The organism is Candidatus Tisiphia endosymbiont of Micropterix aruncella (genome assembly GCF_965178575.1).
Taxonomy (GTDB): domain Bacteria; phylum Pseudomonadota; class Alphaproteobacteria; order Rickettsiales; family Rickettsiaceae; genus Tisiphia.
On the sequence record NZ_OZ238268.1, the window covers coordinates 862,170 to 881,351 of the forward strand.

16 protein-coding genes, 1 tRNA gene and 7 pseudogenes are annotated in these 19,182 nt (G+C 33.2%); 11 read left to right on the forward strand and 13 right to left on the reverse strand.

Annotated elements, in window-relative coordinates:
* Positions 1 to 74: 74 nt before the first annotated feature.
* Positions 75 to 1,517, reverse strand: coding sequence for a hypothetical protein (locus ACN1AG_RS04240; RefSeq protein ID WP_417905573.1), 1,443 nt, complete (start codon positions 1,515 to 1,517; stop codon positions 75 to 77).
* Positions 1,483 to 2,019: a hypothetical protein gene (locus ACN1AG_RS04245; RefSeq protein WP_417905574.1), complete on the reverse strand. Its 537-nt coding sequence runs from the start codon at positions 2,017 to 2,019 to the stop codon at positions 1,483 to 1,485. Before ACN1AG_RS04245 ends, ACN1AG_RS04240 begins: the two co-directional genes overlap by 35 nt.
* Before the next feature lie 198 nt (positions 2,020 to 2,217).
* On the opposite strand from ACN1AG_RS04245, the gene ACN1AG_RS04250 reads away from it, so the two are divergent.
* Positions 2,218 to 2,988 carry a DUF1828 domain-containing protein gene (locus ACN1AG_RS04250; protein WP_417905575.1) on the forward strand — a complete coding sequence of 257 codons (771 nt, stop codon included), beginning with the start codon at positions 2,218 to 2,220 and terminating at the stop codon, positions 2,986 to 2,988.
* Between the two features lie 543 nt (positions 2,989 to 3,531).
* On the opposite strand, the gene ACN1AG_RS04255 is transcribed toward ACN1AG_RS04250, so the two are convergent.
* Positions 3,532 to 5,349, reverse strand: coding sequence for a DnaA N-terminal domain-containing protein (locus tag ACN1AG_RS04255; RefSeq protein ID WP_417905576.1), 1,818 nt, complete (start codon positions 5,347 to 5,349; stop codon positions 3,532 to 3,534).
* A 346-nt stretch (positions 5,350 to 5,695) separates the two neighbouring features.
* On the opposite strand from ACN1AG_RS04255, the gene ACN1AG_RS04260 reads away from it, so the two are divergent.
* Positions 5,696 to 6,889, forward strand: coding sequence for a hypothetical protein (locus tag ACN1AG_RS04260; protein WP_417905577.1), 1,194 nt, complete (start codon positions 5,696 to 5,698; stop codon positions 6,887 to 6,889).
* A 219-nt stretch (positions 6,890 to 7,108) separates the two neighbouring features.
* On the opposite strand, the pseudogene ACN1AG_RS04265 reads toward ACN1AG_RS04260, so the two are convergent.
* A pseudogene (locus tag ACN1AG_RS04265) lies at positions 7,109 to 7,417 on the reverse strand (transposase); the annotation flags it as partial.
* 284 nt (positions 7,418 to 7,701) lie between these two features.
* Here ACN1AG_RS04265 and ACN1AG_RS04270 point away from each other — a divergent pair.
* Positions 7,702 to 7,902: pseudogene (locus tag ACN1AG_RS04270) on the forward strand (transposase); the annotation flags it as partial.
* A gap of 5 nt (positions 7,903 to 7,907) precedes the next feature.
* Here ACN1AG_RS04270 and ACN1AG_RS04275 read toward each other — a convergent pair.
* Positions 7,908 to 8,945, reverse strand: coding sequence for an IS630 family transposase (locus ACN1AG_RS04275; protein WP_417904474.1), 1,038 nt, complete (start codon positions 8,943 to 8,945; stop codon positions 7,908 to 7,910).
* A gap of 53 nt (positions 8,946 to 8,998) precedes the next feature.
* Between ACN1AG_RS04275 and ACN1AG_RS04280 the strand changes: the two are divergent.
* From ACN1AG_RS04280 to ACN1AG_RS04300, 5 genes and pseudogenes are all read left to right on the forward strand, one after another.
* A pseudogene (locus ACN1AG_RS04280) lies at positions 8,999 to 9,344 on the forward strand (transposase); the annotation flags it as partial.
* A gap of 187 nt (positions 9,345 to 9,531) precedes the next feature.
* Positions 9,532 to 10,485 carry an IS110 family transposase gene (locus ACN1AG_RS04285; protein WP_417905446.1) on the forward strand — a complete coding sequence of 318 codons (954 nt, stop codon included), beginning with the start codon at positions 9,532 to 9,534 and terminating at the stop codon, positions 10,483 to 10,485.
* 222 nt (positions 10,486 to 10,707) lie between these two features.
* Complete coding sequence (locus tag ACN1AG_RS04290) at positions 10,708 to 11,001, forward strand: BrnT family toxin (protein WP_417905578.1); 294 nt, start codon at positions 10,708 to 10,710, stop codon at positions 10,999 to 11,001.
* The gene (locus tag ACN1AG_RS04295; protein ID WP_417905579.1) at positions 10,976 to 11,221 is read left to right on the forward strand and encodes a CopG family transcriptional regulator; all 246 of its coding nucleotides are present in this window, start codon (positions 10,976 to 10,978) and stop codon (positions 11,219 to 11,221) included. The genes ACN1AG_RS04290 and ACN1AG_RS04295 overlap by 26 nt, the downstream gene beginning before the upstream one ends.
* A 283-nt stretch (positions 11,222 to 11,504) precedes the next feature.
* A complete protein-coding gene (locus ACN1AG_RS04300; RefSeq protein WP_417905580.1) occupies positions 11,505 to 12,029 on the forward strand; it encodes an HD domain-containing protein in 525 nt (174 codons plus the stop codon).
* Here ACN1AG_RS04300 and ACN1AG_RS04305 read toward each other — a convergent pair.
* From ACN1AG_RS04305 to ACN1AG_RS04325, 5 genes and pseudogenes are all read right to left on the reverse strand, one after another.
* A pseudogene (locus ACN1AG_RS04305) lies at positions 11,982 to 12,479 on the reverse strand (MFS transporter); the annotation flags it as partial. The gene ACN1AG_RS04300 and the pseudogene ACN1AG_RS04305 sit on opposite strands and share 48 nt — an antisense overlap.
* Before the next feature lie 128 nt (positions 12,480 to 12,607).
* Positions 12,608 to 12,766, reverse strand: coding sequence for a hypothetical protein (locus ACN1AG_RS04310; RefSeq protein ID WP_417905074.1), 159 nt, complete (start codon positions 12,764 to 12,766; stop codon positions 12,608 to 12,610).
* A 591-nt stretch (positions 12,767 to 13,357) separates the two neighbouring features.
* A complete protein-coding gene (locus tag ACN1AG_RS04315; protein ID WP_417904469.1) occupies positions 13,358 to 14,329 on the reverse strand; it encodes a hypothetical protein in 972 nt (323 codons plus the stop codon).
* Positions 14,330 to 14,688: 359 nt separating this feature from the next.
* Positions 14,689 to 15,030: pseudogene (locus ACN1AG_RS04320) on the reverse strand (transposase); the annotation flags it as partial.
* A 164-nt stretch (positions 15,031 to 15,194) separates the two neighbouring features.
* A pseudogene (locus ACN1AG_RS04325) lies at positions 15,195 to 15,743 on the reverse strand (IS982 family transposase); the annotation flags it as partial.
* Positions 15,744 to 15,795: 52 nt separating this feature from the next.
* Here ACN1AG_RS04325 and ACN1AG_RS04330 point away from each other — a divergent pair.
* The 3 genes and pseudogenes from ACN1AG_RS04330 to ACN1AG_RS04340 all read left to right on the forward strand — a co-directional run bounded on the left by ACN1AG_RS04330 (position 15,796) and on the right by ACN1AG_RS04340 (position 17,452).
* On the forward strand, positions 15,796 to 16,335 hold the full coding sequence (locus tag ACN1AG_RS04330) for an IS630 family transposase (RefSeq protein WP_417904470.1): 540 nt from the start codon (positions 15,796 to 15,798) through the stop codon (positions 16,333 to 16,335).
* Positions 16,336 to 16,342: 7 nt separating this feature from the next.
* Positions 16,343 to 16,944, forward strand: a pseudogene (locus tag ACN1AG_RS04335) (IS5 family transposase); the annotation flags it as partial.
* Positions 16,945 to 17,104: 160 nt separating this feature from the next.
* Positions 17,105 to 17,452 (forward strand): recombinase RecB, encoded by a 348-nt coding sequence (locus tag ACN1AG_RS04340; RefSeq protein ID WP_417904471.1) that lies wholly within the window; start codon positions 17,105 to 17,107, stop codon positions 17,450 to 17,452.
* Here ACN1AG_RS04340 and ACN1AG_RS04345 read toward each other — a convergent pair.
* The 3 genes from ACN1AG_RS04345 to ACN1AG_RS04355 form a co-directional block, all read right to left on the reverse strand.
* Positions 17,423 to 17,499: transfer RNA gene (locus ACN1AG_RS04345), tRNA-Arg, on the reverse strand. The genes ACN1AG_RS04340 and ACN1AG_RS04345 overlap by 30 nt on opposite strands.
* A 394-nt stretch (positions 17,500 to 17,893) precedes the next feature.
* Positions 17,894 to 18,325 (reverse strand): hypothetical protein, encoded by a 432-nt coding sequence (locus ACN1AG_RS04350; RefSeq protein ID WP_417904472.1) that lies wholly within the window; start codon positions 18,323 to 18,325, stop codon positions 17,894 to 17,896.
* Positions 18,326 to 18,540: 215 nt separating this feature from the next.
* A complete protein-coding gene (locus ACN1AG_RS04355; protein ID WP_417904473.1) occupies positions 18,541 to 19,068 on the reverse strand; it encodes a hypothetical protein in 528 nt (175 codons plus the stop codon).
* Positions 19,069 to 19,182: the final 114 nt, after the last annotated feature.

Here is a 19,182-nt window from a genome sequence, read left to right on the forward strand (position 1 = left end):
TATTACTTTGCCTTAATTATTTATTAATTACCATTTCAATTATTTAATCATCAATTCTTGCTTCTTCTGCTCCATCATCTTTCCAACGCATTATAATCATTCATTACTTTACGATGTTGCACTATATCATATTGGGACTGCTGCTGTTCATCACCAGTTTTAACGTCCATCGCCATATAACAAAAGCTCTCGGTTATATCAGTAGCCCTAGAGGAATTAGAATGCACTCCTCTTTTTGTAGCATCAAACTCGAAAAGTCCGTTAATGCCACGTTGACATTTTTGGGCGTCGATGCGGCATTTACCCAGTAGTATTCTTGCCTTGGTTATCATTTCTTCCCGTAAATATTTCCTACCAATAGCAAAAGGCGAGAAGCCTACTTTCTCTGCTACCTCATTAGCTTGTTGTAATCTTGTATCCAAAGTTGGCATTTGTCTTCGACTCATATCATGGGGCAATACGTTACGTCCATATTGATACGGTCTAGTCCTTAAATGATTCAAGTAAAATTCCAAATCTTTGCCCCTATTCATATAAAAATCGATAATATCTATGTAGTCTTGTTTCTCTTGGACAAACCAAATTACTGTATAATCAACAATTCCTATATCCCAGTAAGTATGAACCTGATAGGCTGGGTCATATGGTACATAGCCAATACGCCCCTGACTTTCAGCTAGTCGTAACTGTTCAACAAAAGTACCACCTTGATCAGCTCTCTTGTAACGATAGGCTTCAAAATCACAATAAAACTCTCGACGAATTTCCTCATCAGTCATATCGACAGAATCAAGCTTACTTTTCTCGACTAAGGGCTTTCCCTCATGATCTGTAGTGTCTTCGATAGTTCTAATCTGACAAAATACCCCCGGACTATTTTGGTATTTAATGTATAACTCTTCACCATGTGTTAGTTTTGGGTTATCACTTGGCGTATACAGGTAAAGCAGCCAAGCATTATTCCGAACTACCATTGGTTCGATAACACAACTCATAGCCCTTGGATCATGGTAGGAATATTCCGAGATCACTGCTCCCTTAATACCACTACCCCTGATACTAGCATAACGATCACTACCAACAAACTGAATCACAGAACCATTTTTAAACAATATTCGTTGCTTGTATTGCTGACTGCGAGCAATTACCCCATCAGGGATAAATGACATATAGGGACGACCTGACAAGGTCATACCGTCCCACACCGACATTTTAGCTTGATTATAAGTGGGGTACACATACCAATAAATGCCAACTTCTCGAATAGCACTAGCAGTGATCCAGTTAATACCCATAATATCCTTACCAGCTCTTCTATGCCAAATGGCTATAGCTTTTTTACCACCCGAGTATAAATATCTCCACAAAGGCAACTGAAATGGATAGGGTGACCAATCCACCGGAAATTTAAGACTTTTAGAAGCAGAGCTAGTAACCTCTTTGCTGGCTTTAGCTTTACTAATAGTTTTCATCACTTTGGTCTTACTGTCCTTTGGCAATTGCATATTCTGCTTCATACGATTCTATTTCAAAATTAGTTACATCTATCATCTTTGCTATTTCTCGGGCTTTTGCTGCCTGTTCAGCTTCATCACTATTTTTCCTATGGTAACTAGCATCATGCTTCCTTGTTTGATATTTTTGCGAATTGGCTTTAAGATATTCCAGCAATGACTTAGAACAATATTTTTTCTTAGTAGCTATTGCCTGATTATCCTTGTTATAGGTCACTTCCTCATAACCGTTAATTGCCCTGTCATATAACACCCCTTCTGCTCTATCTACTGCAATGGCTAAAGCTAAATTGACGCATTTTTTTAGGTATTTATCATTGTGAATGATCCGATGTAACATAAGAGGCGAGATACAATCAACCTTGCTAATAGCAGTAACAATGTTGCCACACTCACAAAGATGCAACAGAAAACTAGAGATGTTATTGATTGAACCAAACTTGTTGATAGTGCTAGATGATATCTTTTCTAAATATTTTTCAAATAAGCTATAATTCGTAGTCATTTCTGTTCTTTGAAATTTCTTTGCTATTAGCCTTATTATAGCTCTTTTTCAGTCTTTTTTCCAGTCTATTAATTAAAATAGGTTAGATATCTTGCATTATTATTTTCTACTTATTAGTGCTTATTAATTAATTATTTTCTATTTTATATATTATTCTTGCTGAATTTCTTATATATATTTTTCAAAAGGATTATTCTCATGACTTCAAGCTTAAATATAGAACATCTTTTAGAAAATTACTATAAATGGTTAAGAGATAAAACAGCATGGAAACAATTAAAAGATTGGCTTGAGATAACTACCCCTTATCTTGACCGCCATAATGACTACATACAAATTTATCTAAAACAAGAGGGGAATAGTTATATCTTGACTGATGATAGTTGGACTATTGATGATTTAGAACAATCAGGATGTTTGCTGGACTCTGACAGACGACAGAAATTTTTAGAAATGACTCTTAATGGTTTTGGTGTACATAAAAATAATAATGAAATGTTTGTTAAAACCAATCAGCAAAATTTTGCTTTAGCCAAACATAATCTCATTCAAGCAATTCTTGCCGTTAACGATATGTTTTACTTAGCAAGACCTAACATTGCCTCGTTATTTTATGAAGATGTACAAATGTGGCTAGATGTTTGTGATATCCGATATTCTGAAAGAGTTGCATTTTTAGGTCAATCCGGTTACCTCAGACATTTTGATTTTCTTATTCCAAAATCAAAATATGCCCCTGAGCGTATGATTCAGACAGTAAATACTCCAAATAAAAATAAAGCAACTAGTATTATGGGAGATTGGTTTGATACGAGAGAAGTACGTTCATCCGACGCAAAAGCATATACTTTCATAAATGATAATGAGAAACCTATACCAGAAAATTTTCAAGATGCTTTAAAAAATTACCAAATTATCCCTGTACCGTGGAGTAAACGAGATGATTTTAAGAGCGAATTAACTGCTTAGTATTAAACATGAGATTTTAATACTAACTGATTAATTACCTCAAAAAAATTTTTCGCGTGACGCCCCCTATACCCCATTTTGCGTAGCTAGCACCCCCCGGGTGATTCCGCGGACAATTTTTGCCAAAAAATGTAAAAAAGTGACAAAAACTGCTAAAAATCTCAGCAAAATAGCTATAGATGGTGAATTTAAGGGCGAGCTTCTGCCTAGTCAGCAGAGGTTCGACCTTTGTAACCTGCATTACTCTCATATTTTCCAAACCCTTACAATTTCATATGTGATTTGTATGTACTCTTCAACCTTCAGTAACTGGTTGATTATTATTAACTTCTTTGTAATCATCTTTTTTCTCAACTAATACAATTAGTTTCATCAACGTAAACTACCAATTCAAATTTTCGTTTGTTATTGCAATAATACCTTAAAATTTCGCAAATATAGACTCGTACAATAGCGTTATTTGTTTTTAATATACTTTCTAGCTAAAAATTAAATCCTCTTATAAACATATTTAAAATAGCTTTAAATGCTATTTACCATAGCTTACAGCCTAGCCATTCTATCGACTTTCATAAACTCAAAAGTATAATTCAGTTTACTGCAAGCATATTCCAAATCTTTGCTGTACTTATTCTTAATCCAATCCCCAATAAAGGCAGTAGCTGGTTTGAGAATAAGCTTATTGCAAGTCGTATCTTCTTCAATTGCTTCTAACTTGCTAAACCAAGCTTTGTCCAAGTGTTCACCGTATAATTTTAACAAATATTTCCTTACTTTATACCATACTGACTCTGGATTTAGCCCACTTAGCTCTAAATGATAATCCGATACCTCTCTTTTGTTGGTAATACGCAATTGCTGAACATCTTTGCCATATACTTCTTGCACTGTCTTGAGCAATGTGCATTTGTCAGTTTCTGACAAAGAGATATCCGCTAGATCAATCTTGTATTCATCGTCACATACTCCAAAAAAACTGCACCTCTTCAGCAATTGATAAGCAGTGCTAGACTGATGCTCCTCAAAAGCTTCAACAATCTTACGTTTCAACTGATTCAGTGGTTTAACGCCCTTACTATCTTTTACCTTTTGCAAATAAGCCTTTCTTGCCCTAGTAGCATTGTTCAGATTGAAGTTAAAGTTTGGGTTATTTGCCTTAGCTGGTGGACGCCTTTCATGAATCAAAGATATCTTCATGTAATTCAGTACTGCTTGCTTGCAGGCAAAGCGATTATTAGGAGAGTCCAAGCTATGTTTAATCAATAGCTTGTTGACAAAACTCAATTCGTAATTACGACCTGTTGTCTTTCTTAACCAAGCAGCATCTTCTTCGGTCAATGGGTAAAACATCTCTAGCTTCCTACGTGAATACCAGCCTTTAGCCTGTTTGGTAATATCACTGAGCCACCTAGGCAATTTCCCACTAGCTTCTTGCTCAGACCCGCTACCTCCTGAATACCCGTCTGTTGAATCAGAATCTGAATCACAGTCTGACTCGTTATCAACTGTATCGCCGGAATTGTCGTCTGTGGAATTGTAGGGTAACGTTTCATTTACTGAGTTTACCTTTGTCTCCATAGGTAAATTAAAACTTTTTTCTTCAGTTGACTCAGGTTTTGGTAAACTTTTTTCACTTGAACTTACCGTTATCTCCGGCGATGAATCAAAGTTTTGCTCCGTAGTTGAATCAATATCTGACAAAGTTTTTTCACCTCTTTTTGTCGTTACCTCAAGCGGTAAATTAACCTTTTGTTCCTCAGTTGATTCAGGCTCTGACACATTTTGTCCACAGACTTGTCCACAATTTTCTTGATTTTTTCCATATCTAGATATTATAGATATATATATAGATGCATTTTTTTTAAAATTTTTTACAGTTGGGTGGTAATTTTTTTCCGGTTGGATTGAAATTTTTTTATGGCTAAATTGAATATTTATGTAATTAGAATTATAAGAACTATTATTAGTTTTACAAAAATTCATAAATTTCTTAAGGAGTTTGATAGATAAAATATTACGGCATTTTACGTTATGTTTGATCGTAGTAGTAATTAAAGTAAAATCAATGAATCCACTTGTTTGTAATTCTGTTAGACATTGTTTAACCCGTTTTTGACAAACTTCTAGTTCTTTCTCGAAAAAATGATAGCCTTCTTGTAATTCATCCGAATTTCTATAATTACTAGTTTTCATGCAAGAAACTATCAACGATAAAAGTTGACGAGACGTTTTACTTAATTGTTTACCACAATTGTTGGTAAGATTCCGCCACTCAGGTGGGACAAAATTACCGACTATGTTATAAAAGATAATATCTTGATTTTCAACTACAGAGCGAGAAAAAGTTAACGATTCTGTCATATTTCCTCCCCTTGTAATAGGGTTAAAAATAGATTTTTTTGTAGGTCAATTTTTAAGATTAGTACATATGGTACACATATGAAATTTTTAGTAAAAGCAAGAAAATTCTGAAAGCCTAATAAGTAATAGGTTAAATGAGGATGGGTTAACCCCTGAAGCGTCTGCCTGTCACGCAGAAGGTCGCGGGTTCGAGTCCCGTCACTCCCGCCAGTTCTTATCAGCCGTCCAGGTTTTCTAACTTTACTAAAAATTTCATATGTAATTTATATGTAACTTCTCAGACAAATTTCCTGAAATTTGACATACAAAATAGTCTGTTTTTAACCGTTTTTCACGGGGAGGAAATATGACAGAATCGTTAATTTTTTCCGACAACTTAATTGAAAATCCAAACACCATTTTCTATAATATAGTTGGTAATTTTGTCCCACCTGAATGGCGAAATCTTACCAATAATTGTGGTAAACAATTAAGTAAAACTTCTATTCAACTTCTATCTTTGATAGTTTCTTGCACGAAAACTGATAGCTACAACAATACACAAGAATTACAAGAAGGCTATTATTTTTTCGAGAAAGAGCTAAGAGTCTGCCAAAGACGGGTTAAACAATGTCTAATAGAATTACAAATAAGTGGGTTCATTTATCACACTTTGATTACTACGGTCAAACATAATCTAAAATGCCGTAATATTTTATCTATCAGACTTCTTAAGAAATTTATAAATTTTCGTAAAGCTAATGATAGTTCTTATTACTTTAATCGTACAAATATTCAATCTAGCCACCAAAAAATTTCAGCTCAACCTGAAAAAAATTACCACCCAACTGTAAAAAATTTTCAAAAAAACGCATCTATAGATATATCTATAATATCTAGATATGGAAAAAATCAAGAAAATTGTGGACAAGTCTGTGGACAAAGTGTGTCAGAGCCTGAATCAACTGAGGAACAAAACGTTAATTTACCGCTTGAGGTAAGGACAAAAAGAGGTGAAAAAACTTTGTCAGATATTGATTCAACTACGGAGCAAAGCTTTGATTCATCGCCGGAAATAACAGTAAGTTCAGGTGAACAAAATCTGTCAGAAATTGAGTCAACTGAGGAGCAAAGTGTTAATTTACCACTTGAGGTAACGGTAAGATCAGCAAGTGAAGCATCACCCTGCAATTCCACAGACTGCAATTCCTCTGAGGCAACTCCAACTGATGACGAGTCAGATTACGATTCAGATTCTGATTCAACAGATGGCTATTCAGGAGGTAGCGGGTCTGAGCAAGAAGCTAGTGGGAAATTGCCTAGGTGGTTCAGTGATATTACCAAACAGGCTAAAGGCTGGTATTCACGTAGGAAGCTAGAGATGTTTTACCCATTGACCGAAGAAGATGCTGCTTGGTTAAGAAAGACAACAGGTAGTAATTACGAATTACGTCAATTCGGGATAAGGATTAGTAAAAATGCTTTAGCTATAACTAATACAAGATTTTGGATATGTATAAATTGCATTTCTGTGAATTCATACATTAATTGCTCTTCGTAGTGTATATATGTCTGCTATTTTTACTAATCCTTATCCCGAATTAACGTGAATTGAGTTTTGTCAACAAGCTATTGATTAAACATAGCTTGGACTCTCCTAATAATCTCTTTGCCTGCAAGCAAGCAGTACTGAATTACATGAAACGTCAATTCGGGATAAGGATTAGTAAAAATGCTTTAGCTATAACTAATACAAGATTTTGGATATGTATAAATTACGTCAATTCGGGATAAGGATATTGAGAACATGTAGATTAAAATCAAATTTTGTTGAAGGTTTATTTTTCTTTAATGAATAAGCAACAAGAGTAGATAATATATGGACAAAGGCATTTATTGGTGATCTATGTCTAGTATGTTCAAGGTTCATTTTATTTTTTAGATAATCAAAAACTGTTTCAATTAAGTTACGCTTTCGAAGTAAGATTTTTTCTTTCAAATCCATTAATTTATTTTCCATATTCTTCTTAATTCCATGAATCATTTTTAAGCCTCTTTCATATAAATTTAAGAACAAATTTTGCTTAATACGTCAATTCGGGATAAGGATTAGTAAAAATGCTTTAGCTATAACTAATACAAGATTTTGGATATGTATAAATTGCATTTCTGTGAATTCATACATTAATTGCTCTTCGTAGTATATATATGTCTGCTATTTTTACTAATCCTTATCCCGAATTAACGTAACTAATACAAGATTTTGGATATGTATAAATTGCATTTCTGTGAATTCATACATTAATTGCTCTTCGTAGTGTATATATGTCTGCTATTTTTACTAATCCTTATCCCGAATTAACGTGATATAGTAATAAAATATTTAAAGGGCTAGCAAAACATAGCAAATCATCGATGGGTTATTTTTATGGGTTCAAGTTACACTTAATTATTAATGAAAAAGGACAGTTTATAGCATTAAAAATGACTAAAGGAAACGTTGATGATAGGATTCCAGTACCTGAGTTAACAGATGGTTTAACTGGAGTTATGTATGCAGATAAAGGATATATACTCAATTAACCTGAAGAGTTGGCAAAATGATTAAAAGTTATAGTCTGAAATTGGTCAGTGATAAGAGTAAGCAAATTACCTTTGTATTTATCAATATTACCAAAAAATCTATCTATAGCTTCTGAGAATTGAGCAAAATTATGGTAAAATTTATTATTTGTTACAATTCTATGCATAAATTTCCATAATCGTTCAATCGGATTAAGATTAGGGCTATAGGGAGGTAAAAATACTAATTCTATTTTGCTATTTACTAGATACTCCTTTACTTTCTTTGACTTATGATACCCAGCATTATCACAAATCAAATATATCTTCTCTTTATTAGGATTTTCTGCTTCTAATTTTTGTAGAAAATTGATTATATAATCACCGTTTACTTTAGGATTATCTGTGCTAACTAATTGCAAATCAGATAAATTAATTGCTCCTATTAAATGCTTCCTTTTCCAACCACTAAATGTTGGTAAAGTTTTATTTTGATTCTTTCTGATCCAACCATAACGGGCTTTTGTTTGATACTGAGGATGAACGCTATCCATAAAATATATAGCTTCTTTAGCCTTGAGATTACCTTTTAACAAACTATATTCTAGCTTAAATAGTTCTTGCTTATCTACATCAAGCTTGCCGGGTACAATCTTTGGCTTTTTATATACAAAGCCTAATCTCCTTAATAGCTTTGTTATTCCTGCTATTGTATAGGCAACACCGTATTTTTTTTCTATGTAATTGCTAATATCTTTGGCATAAACATAATTACATACTTCTAAATGCTCTATTAACTCTTTCTCTTCTAGCTCACTTAGCTTACTTGCACTACCACCGTTAGCTGTCTCTAATTTATTAAATTTTTGATAATCTCTTACATGCTTTCTTATAGCTTCTTCACTTAACAGCAATGCTTCTGCTATTTCTTCATAGCTCCAACCTTTATCATACAGCAAAACTGCCTTAATTCGGTCACATACTCTCCTATCTCGTTCATTACCATGACGTGACTTCAGTGCCGTTCTTTGTTCAGATGTTAAAATATTTCCCATAATCATATTCTAGCTTCTTTCTTCTCTTCTTTCAACTCTTCATTTACGAGCAGTATATTAAGCAAAACTTATTCGTCAGTTTATATGAAAGAGGATTAAAAATGGTGCATGGGATTAAGAAAAATATGCCAAATAAATTAATGGATTTAAAGGAGAAGATTTATGCTAAGAAAACGTAATTTAATTGAAACAGTTTTTGATTATTTAAAGAACAAAATGAACCTTGAGCATACTAGACACAGATCACCTATCAATGCTTTTGTTCATATACTTTCTACACTATTTGCCTATTCTCTTAAGAAAAATAAACCTTCTATAAATTGCAATCTCGACTTCCCTCTAAATTATAACCTTATCCCGAATTCATACAATAAAAGAGCCATGATAAATATAACGTGATCAGTTATATTAGTGGTAGGATGGGTAAACTGTATCCCGAATTGAAGCTCTGAAGCTCAGAGACTTCGTACGTTAGCAAAGACCCATCCTATTTTGGATAAAGACTACGAACGGATGTCATAAGGTTTAAACCTTGCGTATGAGTATGTAGCATATCCTATTATTAATATAAATAATGAGGCTCTATATGGCAACAACTTATATTGGTGTGGACGTTAGTAAAAAAACTTTAAATATCTATCTACCAGCTACCAACAAGGCTTTTGAGGTTACCAATGATCAGCAAGGTTTTACTACTATGCTTAGCACTATTAATAAACACTATCAGCTCTTATCTGAGTTAATTGTTGTCTTTGAACCTACTGGTGGATATGAATATCACTTAAGAGAATTTTTAAAAATAAATAAATTACCTTTTGCTACAGTACACCCTAATAAAGTGCGTAGTTATGCTAAAGCTAGAGGATGGCTTGCTAAAACTGATAACATCGATAGTAAATTACTACATGATTATGCAACATGCTTTGCACTAGCAATTAAAGTTACTTATGATAGTAATAGCCAACAACAGTTACATGCTTTATTAAAAAGAAGGGAACAATTATTAGTATTTAAGAATCAAGAAGTTGCTAGGCAGGATACTGAGTTTAACCATGTAATCATCTTATCTTTGAACCAGCATATTACTAGTTTAACAGAACAATTACAAGAGATTGATGAGAATATCAAAGCCTTAATTTCTAAGAATCAAGAAATCAAAGATAAAATTGATAAGCTTACTTCTATTCCAGCAGTTGGCATTACTCTTGCTACCACTGTAATATGTGAAGCACTAGAGCTTGGTAATATTACTTTTAGAAGCTTAACTGCTTTAGTAGGTCTTGCCCCTTTTGCTAGAGAAAGTGGCAGTTATAAAGGTAGAAGAAGTATCTTTGCCGGTAGAGGTAATCTACGAAGAGTGCTGTATATGGCTGCAGTAGCTGCCTTACGATGTAATAAGCGTTTACGCAATTTTTATGACCACTTAATTGCTAAACATAAACCAGCAAAAGTTGCTCTTGTTGCTGTTATGCGTAAATTACTCGCTTTTATGCACTCTATTGTCAAAAATAATTCTTCTTGGAATGAAAATTTATGTTAAATTACTATTTTTTTATTGACTCCCATTACGGATGCTGACGTTACTAGGTAATTTAAAAATTGGCTTCATCAAGTAGATTGCTGTAATATTAATTGGGTTAGCTACAAAGGGTTTTCAAGTCATGGGTTTTTAAAAATTGTAGGAATCCTAGATGAAGTAATAGTTATGTATAATTACCCATATAAAGATATGTACATTAATGGTATTTCTGTGTTATTATAGATGAAAAAGATGCAAATTTTCTTTGAATGGGACGAAGAAAAAAATAAAGTGAATATTGAAAAACACCATATAAGTTTTTATGAGGCACAGAAAGCCTTTTTAGACTTAAATAGGGTGATGCTTAAAGACCTTAATCATAGTAATGACGAAGATAGATATTTTTGTTTGGGTAAAGTAGAAGAACATATTTTAACAGTTCGTTTTTCTATTAGAAATAATTCTGTAAGGATTTTCGGTGCGGGTTATTGGAGGAAAGGAAAAAAGATTTATGAAAAAGAAAATAAAATACAGTAAAGGTGAGATAGGAGAGGTAGAAATAGTAAATGATTTTTTACCCGCACCAAAGAATTTGGTTTTAAAAAATGATTCTGTAAAAATTACTATTTCTTTAAGTAAAGATAGTGTTGATTTTTTTAAATCCCAAGCATCTAAACATCACATTCCATATCAAAAAATGATAAAAACCTTATTAGATAAATACGCTAATCACTATAAGCAACGTAAAAAGGCTTAGATATAATTTTAATAATTCCTAGTAGGTAATTTTTAAAATTGGTCTCATCAAATAAATTGGTGTAATATTAATGGGGTTAGCTATATCTTTTTTTTGAAGATTAACTGAAAACTTTATTTATTGGTGTGATTGATTTATTTTCACTAACTTATTTCTATAAATATATTATTATGTAATAAAGTTGAAAAATATTTATCCTTTTCAAGAAATAAAAATAAGTTTTTAGACATGTCTTAATTTTTAGTTTAATATGTTTTATAATTAAAAATTATTATAGGCATTTGTGGAAAATATTAACTGTTGGCAGGCGGAATATCAGTCTTGTGGTTATTCTAAAAAGTTATTGGATCAAATCATGTTACTAAACAAAAAAGTAACGCAGCCAGTGGATATTATCGAAGTCAAAAAAGGGATTTTTTATGCTCGAAAATATCATGGTAGTCAAATGAGGCAATCGGGTGAACCCTATTACTCACACCCGATTGAAGTAGCTTATATGCTTGCTAGCTATACAGCTTTAAATATGCCAATATTGTTTAGAACTGACATGATAGTAAGCGCCTTACTACACGATACACTTCAGGATACAGAACTTAGTGAAAAGATGATTGCTCAAGTTTTTGGAAGTCTAGTGGCAAGTCAAGTAGAATATCTAACAAGGATCAAACCTTACGGCAAGATTAGCTCCAAAGAGATTTTAGATTTATTAGTTCAACAAGAAAAATATAGTGTAGCAGTGATTAAAATTTTTGATCGGATTCATAGCCACACTTGCATATTGGGCTGGTGGGTTAATTGTTTCAGTTAAATAAAGTCCTGCCCCTACTATTTCACCCATAGAAGACATGCCTTGTACTATACAGCAAATGGTTACTATCCAAGTTGCCATACTTCCTATTTGAGGATAAGTAGGAAGATTCGCCATGACAAGGCACGTGAAAGCCATCATAACAGTTGTAATAATGACAGTAGACTTACGTCCAATATTATCACCTAACCAACCAAATATTAATGCCCCAATAGGTCGAAAAACATAGGTTGAACAAAAGGCAAAAGCCGTCATTAAAGAGGCTGTGTGAGGATCAGCAGATTCAAAAAATAGTTTATTAAGCAATACTGCCATATGTACATATAACATCAGATCAAAATACTCTAAGAATGTCCCGATCGACAGCAACCCAACAGCTTGTTTTTGTTCTCTAGTGAGACTGGTTTGGGGATAGATAACTCTGCCGTCTGCTCGTACAAATTTGCTCATATTAGTATTTAAACCCTTAAGTTATATTATCTAGAATTGTATTAAAAAAACCCTATACCAATTTGACATAATGGGGAACGATTTGTTGAGATTACATAATTTCAGATTCCTCAGAGTTAGAATAGGCTTCAGTTATTTTTAATAGCTTGAAGCAATTCCTGTAACTGAAGGTACTCTTGTTGTCTTGCTGCTAAATACTTAGCACTTTCTTTCTTAAACTCTGCATATTGTTTTTCTAATCTCAAACCTTCTTGGTATAATTGAGTCAATCTTTCAGAACCTTCCATATTTTCTCCTTATGATTATGGATTGTAAGTTTGGTGTCATAATACTACAAACTTTAGACGTAGCTTTGGTATGTTAGGTATATGGTTAGGGGAAATAGTTGATGACTTATTATTTCACTCGTTTTACCATATATTACTTATTGTTTAGCTAACTTACCTTACAACTAAAACCCCCTATACCAATTGGCATAGGGGATGACGATTTATGGAATTGATACTACATAATTTCACAACAGACATGAAGCTTAGTACTTCCAATTAGTGAGGTATCTTTTTCCGAGTCAAACGACGTATCAGGAGTTTCGTACGAATCATTAAGCTGAGAAGAAGATGCTCCCTGATGTGAGTGAAATTGTTGACAATGCGATTCTAATTGTTTATCAGCCCAAACTGAAGCAGACACAACAATTTCTGCATCCTTATTAGGATATTTTGCGGTGATTGTCTTAATAGCATTAACCCATTGCCCTGCCTCTGAAAAAACATCGGTATAGACTCGTGTAGCATCCGTCTTAAATATGTTTAAACAAGTAGGATTACCTAGCTTAGCCCCTACAGCTACTAATAATTTATACTTATATTCATTCTTTTCTATCCCAACCCATCACGATGAAAATAAGCAAGAGCAGCAGCAGCCTCTGCCTTGCCAAATAACAAAGCCTCGTGTAGATCACTACTTATCGTTTTATAAAATTCTGCAGCTCTTGGTAACCCATACTTCTCTTGTACAATCTCCGTTTTACCAATTTGGATTACAGCATAATCATACAAATTATTAGCTGTCTTCAATAACTTTTTTTCTGAGTCTATATAATTTGCTGTTTCAAGCAAAATTGACGATTGCAGCTCTTTCGGTTTTGGCTGTTTTTTAACAGCCTCTTTTAATTCTTCTTTCTCTGCTTTTAATTTTGCATCATAAGCACATAATTCATCGTAATGTTTATGTGCTGCTTTCTGATGCCTATATAATTCTCTCTCTATTTGTTCTTTATTTTTGATGAAAGGTCTTAATTTACTTTCATCAATATCTTTACCTTTCAGATTTTCATCACTAAGATAATCAAACAACTCATTGTGTTTTATAGTTTCTTCCTTAGTTTCCTTTATACGCTCAACTATATCTACTTTAAATTTTTCATGTTGTTTTGTTAACATAGAGCCTTCTTGATGAAACTGTGCTAATAACCGCTCAGCTTCTAACCTCTCAGCCTCCTTTTCTAAAATAGCTACATGTTCTTCCCATTTAGTTGCTTCTTCTCTATTTCTTTCCAATATTCCTGAATTACGAACTTGCTCAGCATTCTCCTCTTTTTCAACAACAAGCTCTTGTAATTTTTTCAGTCTTGTTTGTATCTCCGGTGGAAGATCGCTACTTAACAAGCTATTGATGATATTATTGATTCTTGCTAATTCAGCCGGGTTAGTAGAGTAAAGTTGCGAGCTGATATCACTAATCATATACTCAATTACACTCTTAAACAGATCAAGACTTACCTTGTCTTTTTCCTTCCCCTTACCTTTATCCCCGTCATCAAAATCATCAGCCATTTTATATTTTGCCATGCTAATAGGTTGATTTACGTTGCCATAATTTTAATTAGAATCAATTCTAAAATAATAGTCAAGTATTTTTTAATTATAAATATTATTATTTTTTAACTATTTTCTCTGCAAAGATTATTTTTAATAATTTATTAGGATGCGATGCAGTTTTGATAGTCAACATCTCTTTGATCTTAAGCCTATATTTTTACCAAATATCTCTGTTTCCCCTTTTAATTTGTTTATAGAACCGTGATATTGTTACAACCAAGATTTATTATTTCAATTTTCTGTATTATTTTATCTTGCTATCGTTCAACCAAATCATCAGTATCTATAAACTAATAAATATATAAGGTGATAAATGCTAGGAAATTACGTCAATTCGGGATAAGGATATTGAGAACATGTAGATTAAAATCAAATTTTGTTGAAGGTTTATTTTTCTTTAATGAATAAGCAACAAGAGTAGATAATATATGGACAAAGGCATTTATTGGTGATCTATGTCTAGTATGTTCAAGGTTCATTTTATTTTTTAGATAATCAAAAACTGTTTCAATTAAGTTACGCTTTCGAAGTAAGATTTTTTCTTTCAAATCCATTAATTTATTTTCCATATTCTTCTTAATTCCATGAATCATTTTTAAGCCTCTTTCATATAAATTTAAGAACAAATTTTGCTTAATATAACCTTTATCAGCTGCTATAATTCCAGTTAATCTTTTTACGTTAATTCGGGATAAGGATTAGTAAAAATAGCAGACATATATACACTACGAAGAGCAATTAATGTATGAATTCACAGAAATGCAATTTATACATATCCAAAATCTTGTATTAGTTATAGCTAAAGCATTTTTACTAATCCTTATCCCGAATTGACGTTTTTTGTTAACTCCGGTACTGGAACCCTATCATCTACATTGCCTTTGGTCACTTTTAATGCCATAAACTCCCCTTTATTATTGATTATTACATGTAATTTAAAACCATAAAAATACCCCATAGAGGATTTACTATGTTTGGCTAATCCTTTAAAAACTTTATTGCTATAACGCCTTTTATTGTGACAAGCTTTAATCGTTGTAGAGTCAATAAAATAAATACCTGTTTCTTCACCAAACAACAAATGAATCAACATATTTAGCGGTATGAATAATCGTGCCATTAATTCAACAAATCTATTATAACTCAAGGCTTTAGGGAAATCATCCTTATGCATGCACTCTATATAACTTTTATAGAAAAATTTAAAATTCTTAGCATAGGATGTATGAAACATAATTATTATTGTTAACATTTCACTTAAACTCATGCTACAACAGCGATTTCTCTGCTTATTTGATGGTAATAACTTTCTCTGTTCATACTCCAAATAAATTTTACAAAAATCATCTATAAAACTATATAATTCTGTGATATCTTTTTTCATGCCTGTAGTTTGTTTTTTTGTTTAAAAATATAAATACTGCAGGCACTCCTTTTTGACAATCCTTTTATCTATTACTATTTCATCTATATCTTATCCCGAACTGACGTTAAAAGGGGATCTCAGAGATAAGGAAGCCATATATTTTATGGATGGTGTTCATCCTCAGTATCAAGCAAGGGCAAGGTGCGGTTGGATAAGAAAGAACCAAGATAAGACCTTACCAACATTCAGTGGCTGGAGAAGAAAGCACATGATTGGTGCTATTAACCTAGCCGATTTACAGTTAGTAAGCACAGAGAACCCCAAAATAAATGGGGAGCAGATAGTTAATTTTCTACAAAGGTTGGAAGAGGAGAATAGTGACAAGGAAAGAATATATTTAATCTGTGACAATGCTAGTTACCACAAATCCAAGAAAGTTAAGGAATACCTAGTAAATACTAAAATAGAGCTAGTATTTTTGCCACCATATAGTCCAAATCTTAACCCAATTGAGAGATTATGGAAGTTTATGCACAGTATTACAACTAATAATAGACTTCTTTCGAAACTAGACAATGATGTAGAATGGTGTTATAAATATCTGATTTGAAGTAATAATGAAATTCGATCAGATTAAAGAGTTAGAGGATGAAAAATTTCGTCGATTAACAGGAGTAAAGAAGGGAACATTCTCAAAGATGGTGGATATTTTGAGGCAAGCTGATGGTCTTAAGAAATCAAAAGGTGGGCGTAAAAATAAGCTCAATTTGGAGGAACAGTTGCTGATGGCCTTAGAATACCTTAGAGAATACCGTACTTATTTCCATATAGGTCAGAACTATGGGATTAGTGAAAGTTCAGCATATAAAGCTGTTAAATGGGTAGAAGACACCCTAGTTAAACACCCAAACTTTGCTCTTCCAGGTCGTAAAGCTCTAATGAAGAGTGATATGAATTATGAAGTAGTCTTGATTGATGCTACTGAGAGTCCTATAGAAAGACCTAAAAAAAACAAAAATTCTATTATTCAGGAAAGAAGAAAAGGCATACACTAAAAACTCAAATAGTGGTAGACAAGAAGACACACCAAGTAATATGTACAGATTTTTCTAACGGTAAAAAACATGACTTTAGATTATTTAAGGAATCCAAAATTCTTATCCATTCTAAGGTTAAAGCGATTACTGATACAGGATATCAAGGTATACTACTCATAAATGAAGAGTTGCAAAGATAGGAAAGATATTAAATAAATTTTATCATAATTTTGAACAATTTTCGGAAGCAATAAACAAATTTTTTAGCAACATCGGCGATTATAAAGATAGGTTACGTACCTTAATAAACGATAATTTCCAGACTATTACCGTTAACCATTTTTGCAACTCTTCAGGTTAATTGAGTATATTAGCAAGGGAGACCATGAAGAAAAACGTCAGAAATTAATACAAAAACGTGAAGATATCGTGAGAGAAATAGAAAACCATGATTATGCTGATGATAAATTTTCAGAATGCTTGGTTAACCTAGTAGAACTGGCTTCCGGAGCGTTAGAAACCTTTAAAGGTTCGACTACGGAGAGAAAACGTAAATTGATAAATTTAGTCTTTACGAACCTAAAATTAAAAGACGGAAAGCTAGACTTTATGCTACGTCCACCGTTTGATGCATTCGTAAAATGCACTGAAATCGGAGAATGGCGCACCCTAGAGGATTCGAACCTCTGACCTACGGATTAGAAATCCGTTGCTCTATCCAGCTGAGCTAAGGGTGCGTATACTCAAATGATTTAGAGAATTGGAACGGAAAACAAGGGATGAACGAACGGAGCGTACATCTAGTACGTGAGTATGCGAAATCCCCGCAAGTATTTGCAAAAGCCAATTCTTCAAAGCAGAAGAGTATATATACAAAGATGCTTGTTTTATATCAGCTAAGGTGATCTTTTTCAAGTACAAAAAATAATAACTGTCAATAACATTCTAAAATGTCCGGGTTTTGTAACAAGGTAATTGTCCGTTTTATTGTGAATCTTTTTTTTAAAATTCTTAAAAAATATTTTTTAAAATTTAGATGGTTGTGGTTGTGGAATTGTGGGAAACTTCGTTAGAAGTTATCCATAATTCCACAACCAGTTAAAGTTAGTGATTCACAATAACTAGCTCCCTTTACGCTGCAATATTGACGCTATCAGCCTTTTTGCTTAACTCCACAATTACCTTGCCACTTGCATCATATTTTGCTACTCTCCTAGCACCATGGAAAATAGCCAGTTCTCCATTGGTGTATTCATGTATCATTACTCTACATTTTACATAATGATACCTCTGGTCATTACTTGGGATTTGCAAGAGCTTTTTGTTATAGGAAACAGTATTATCTTTTGCTACTACTCTTTCCTCTTGAATCGATAATACATCTTGTAAATCCCTCCCAGTATAGGGGATAAACGCACTCTCCTTAAGCTCTGGGGTCACGCAAAACTGCTCATTATATTCTGGAACAAAAACTTCCTTGAGATAACAATTTGCCTTTCTAATCGTTCTAATACCAGCTACTCTGAATTCTTGTGGTAACCGCTTCTGAAGAGAGCCAAACATCCTCTCTGACCTACCTCTCGCCTCTGGGGAATAGGCATGGATAAGCTGAATGCCAAGTTGCTTGCACGCTCTTCCTACTTACGTTAATTCGGGATAAGGATTAGTAAAAATAGCAGACATATATACACTACGAAGAGCAATTAATGTATGAATTCACAGAAATGCAATTTATACATATCCAAAATCTTGTATTAGTTATAGCTAAAGCATTTTTACTAATCCTTATCCCGAATTGACGTTACTTGTGTCGGGTTATTCTTATCTACCTTACCACCGGCTATTGCCGTGTAAGCATAATGGCTACCTCTATCCACATACAGAGAACTAAATAACCCTTTAGCTTCTATGACTTCTGTCAGGGCTATAAAACAACTTGCTGTTCCTTCTTCCTCTATTAAAAATGCTGAATATATTTCATTGCTAGCATCGTCCATTGTCACTATCAAGTCCGGATGATACCCTAGTCCATAAATCCACTCATGGGTAGAACCATCCTGATGCAGCATCATGCCAACCATGGACTTCCTAGCTCTTTTAAGACGATGGTGAGGCTTCTTATTAATAAGTTTACTTACTAATCCACATCCTTGCAGCGATATCCTAACAAAATTATAACTATGCTTAAATTTATGTTTCTTTACTAGCTGTTCATGAAAATGCTTAGATGTAAAATCATAGTATGTTTCTTCGTATAATTTTAGCATTTGCTCTACTTCATCTACTGCTACTTTGTTAGGTGGCATATGACCTATCCTTCTATCTAACAGACCAAAAAATCCACTTTCTTCATACCTCACTTTCTTTCGTCTAAATGTTCTCTCTCTACATCCTAATAAATCTGCTGCAACTTCGTTGCT